Origin of the sequence: Halobacteriovorax sp. (assembly GCF_041587335.1) — a bacterium.
GTDB lineage: Bacteria > Bdellovibrionota > Bacteriovoracia > Bacteriovoracales > Bacteriovoracaceae > Halobacteriovorax.
In genome coordinates, this window is record NZ_JBFGYP010000197.1 from 1 (window position 1) to 3,810 (window position 3,810).

Annotated in this window: 4 protein-coding genes and 1 pseudogene; all 5 read left to right on the forward strand. The window is 34.3% G+C overall.

Translation table 11 applies throughout. The features are described 5' to 3' along the window. The coding region (locus ABX784_RS16030) for a hypothetical protein (RefSeq protein ID WP_372656074.1) at positions 1-366 on the forward strand (366 nt) is incomplete at its 5' end. A 13-nt stretch (positions 367-379) separates the two neighbouring features. After that, the gene (locus ABX784_RS16035) at positions 380-1,804 is read left to right on the forward strand and encodes a hypothetical protein (protein ID WP_372656075.1); all 1,425 of its coding nucleotides are present in this window, start codon (positions 380-382) and stop codon (positions 1,802-1,804) included. A gap of 8 nt (positions 1,805-1,812) precedes the next feature. Then, positions 1,813-2,835, forward strand: a complete 1,023-nt coding sequence (locus ABX784_RS16040; protein WP_372656076.1) for a succinylglutamate desuccinylase/aspartoacylase family protein — start codon at positions 1,813-1,815, stop codon at positions 2,833-2,835. After that, complete coding sequence (gene modA, locus ABX784_RS16045) at positions 2,835-3,590, forward strand: molybdate ABC transporter substrate-binding protein (RefSeq protein WP_372656077.1); 756 nt, start codon at positions 2,835-2,837, stop codon at positions 3,588-3,590. The genes ABX784_RS16040 and modA overlap by 1 nt, the downstream gene beginning before the upstream one ends. Next, positions 3,580-3,810 (forward strand): annotated as a pseudogene (locus ABX784_RS16050) (molybdate ABC transporter permease subunit); the annotation flags it as partial. The gene modA and the pseudogene ABX784_RS16050, both read left to right, overlap by 11 nt.

Here is a 3,810-nt window from a genome sequence, read left to right on the forward strand (position 1 = left end):
TATGTAATAGCCCACAAGAAGTATCAAAAATATAAAAGAGGATTCCCTGAATCTTTGACTAAACTCCCATTTTTTAATTATACAAAAAACTCTTACTTAAAATACGAAATAGAGCTATTCTTTTCAAAAAATTCCATTACACCTAAGGTAATAGGTGAAGGTGATGATAGAGATTTAATAGAGATGGTAACAGCGCAAGGATTGGCATTTACAATCGTGCCGGAAGCTGCAAAAAATAAATTTTGTTCGAATAAAGATTTAGTTGTACTCGGTGAGATTTCTGAATTACAAACCTCTGTGTGGGGAATAATTAAGAAGAACTACACTGGTTACGGATATCAATTGTTAAAGAATAAGCTCAAGTAGTTTGGAGTGGTAGATGAAAAATGAAGTTGAAATATTTAAACCTGACGGGTTTGAGGTTGAGAAACATTTTTATCCTAAAGCATTAAATTCTCATCTACATTCAATGGTAGGTCATTTTTTCACGCTAAACCATAGCCGTATAATTAATAGATATGTTCATTTGAACCCTCAGGTTTGCCCAGAGGCCTTAGGCGAAGTTTTAAAATATCAATCTACAAATTTTCATTGGGGAGGAGCTGACTTATTTTATGTCGCTACTGAGAATGGAAATAGAAAGATGGTTGTTCTTGAAACAAACTCGTGTCCTTCGGGGCAAAAGTCTATGCCTGCAGCATCTGAATCTGATGAGTACAGAGGCTATAAATCCCTTATTGAAAACTCATTTGTGCCTCTCTTAAAAAAGAAGAGACTCCCAGCTGGAAAGCTAGCAGTTATTTACGATAAGAACCATATGGAAACTTCGGGGTATGCTGCTACTATTGCTGATATTACTGGAGAGGAGGTCTTACTTGTTTCTCATTACAATGGAAGTGATTCTCTTATCAGTTTTAATGATGGTGTAATGTTTGTAGAGCACAATGGTGAAAAAACTCCAATAAGAGCTGCATTTAGATATGTAACTCAAAAACCTTGGAATAGAATTCCTATAGAAACAAAAACACTAATCTATAACCCAACACTTGTATGTCTTTCTGGTGGAAGAAATAAGCTGCTGGCAAATAAGGCCTATGAGTTATTTAATTCAGAGATCGCTGAGTCAGGATTAAAAATACTAATGCCTGAAACAATCAAAGATGTTTCAAAGTTAGAAATTCCTCTGTGGGTAAAGAAGTTTGGAGGAAAGGCAGTTGTTAAGAATCCTTACTCCAATGCCGGTCAGGGAGTATACACTATTACATCTGAGCATGAGTTGAATGAATTTATGAAACTTGAACATGATTACGATCAATTCATTGTTCAAAGTCTAATTGGTCATTACAACTGGAGTTCAACGACTCAGTCTGGAAAATACTTTCATATTGGTACTATTCCTAATAAGAAAGGAAAGACTTTTATTGCAGATCTTCGAGTTCTTGTTTATTCAACTCCTAACGGATTTTTCCCATGTGCAATTTATGCAAGAAGAGCTAAAAGTCCATTGGAATCAACAATTGAAGGTGAGAGTTGGGAAGTTCTTGGAACGAATCTCTCTGAAAAACTATCAGATAACAAGTGGTCATCTGATACTTCAAGACTTCTTCTAATGGATAGAAAGGATTTCAATACCCTTGGTATTGGTACAGATGATTTAATTGAAGCTTACATACAAACAGTATTAACAATAATGGCCATAGATAAAATGTCTCTTAATCTTACTAATAAGAAAGGCAATTTTAGAAAGAAACTATTTACGTCTCTTGATAATGACAAGTCACTTATGAATGAGATTATGATTTAGAGGGAAAAATGGAAAAGATTTTAACAGTAAAAACAAAAGATGACTTAAACATTTCTTCATTAGAAAGAGGTGAAATCCACAGACTTCAAATTGATGTTGCAGATAACTCTTTAGGAGTTCCTTGGAAAGTTCCAGTAGTAATCATTAGAGGAATGAAGGAAGGTAAAACTCTCGGCGTTACCGCAGCTCTTCATGGAGATGAACTAAACGGAATCTCTACAATTTTTAAGCTTATAGAAAGTATAGATCCTAAGAAGTTAAGTGGTACTCTTGTTCTTGTTCCAATATGCAATACTCCTGGATACTTGTTAAATCAAAGACAATTTTCTGATAACGTAGATTTAAATAGAATCATGCCTGGAGAACCTGTAGGGACTCCTAGTAAGATATATGCCCATCACTTTATAAGTAAAATTGTGTCTAAGTTTAATTACTTATTAGATCTTCATACAGCTAGTCATGGACGTGTGAATAGTCTTTATATTAGAGCGGATATTGAAGATGAAGAGTGTCAAAGATTAGCTTATCTTCAGAATCCTCAAATTATTGTAAAAAAATATGATGAAGAAGGAACTCTTAGAAGCTGGGCAAATAAAAACGGTATCCCTGCCATTACAATAGAAATTGGTAATCCAAATGCTTTTCAGCATACATTAATTGATGAAACTCTCGAAGGTATTTTAAATACAATGAAGTTTCTTAAGATGATTGATGGAGAAGTTGAAGACCTCGTTACAGATGCAGTAATCTGTGATGTTTCATATTGGATTAATTCTACAAAGGGTGGAGTTGTTGACGTACTTCCGGGCTTAACAGACTCTGTAAAAGAAGGTCAGTTGATTGCTATTGTTTATGATGTTTTTGGACAAGTTAAAGAAGAGATTTTTGCAGACAAATCTGGAATTGTTATTGGAAAGAATACAAGACCAAATTGTAATGCTGGAACTAGATTAGTTCACTTAGGTATTGGATTTATTGATCCACTTCCTGAAGAAATTCCAGGTCATGATGAGTATGACATAGATGCTTAGTGAAGTTACTCTCTCTAGTCCTCATATTACTATTTAGTTTAAAGGTCTCTGCTGATAGTCCGACTATTGCAGTGGCCACAAACTTTAATCATGCTATGAATTCAATCGTAAATTCATTTGAAGATAAGTATAAAATAAAAATACAAGTCAGCTATGGATCTACTGGAAGTCTTTACGCTCAAATATTAAATGGTGCTCCCTTTGATGCTTTCTTTTCTGCTGATACGAAAACGATAGATCTAATCTTAGATAATGAACTAGGTCTTGAGAATTCTCCGTTTATATACGCGATGGGCACATTAGCTTTTATTTGTAACTCTTGTCCAAAGGAGAAGCTTTGGAGTGATACTCTAAGAACTACTTCTGGTAAAATTGCTATTGCTAATCCTAAACTAGCTCCATATGGACAAGCAGCTAAAGAAGCTCTTGGGAAATTAAAAAAGACTTCAAAAATAGATGAGCGATTAGTTTATGGATCAAATGTTGGACAAGCTTTTCAATTTGTAGAGTCTGGAAATATACCTTTTGGGCTTGTTGCACATTCTTTAGCTGTTGCAGGGAAGATCAATAAGGAACGGTATCAAATTATTAGTAAGAAGCTCTATACTCCTATAGAGCAAAGTGCCGTTATTTTAAAGAGAACAAAGAATCTAAATAGTATGAAAACCTTCTTCAACTATTTAAAGTCAGATGAGGTGTCTAGCATTATAAAAAAGTTTGGATATAAGATGAAGGAGAGCTCTAGTGTTAAATAGTGACTCTATTATACTAACGTTAAAAGTAGCTTCTGTTACTACTTTTATATTACTTCTTATATCAACTCCTCTTGCTTGGTGGGTAGTAGGTTTACGCAAACAACTTCGCATTATTGTAGAGGCCTTACTTGCTTTACCTCTTATTCTTCCACCAACAGTTTTGGGGTTTTACTTATTAATTCTACTAAACCCAAATGGGTTCATTGCTGAGACTTTAAAA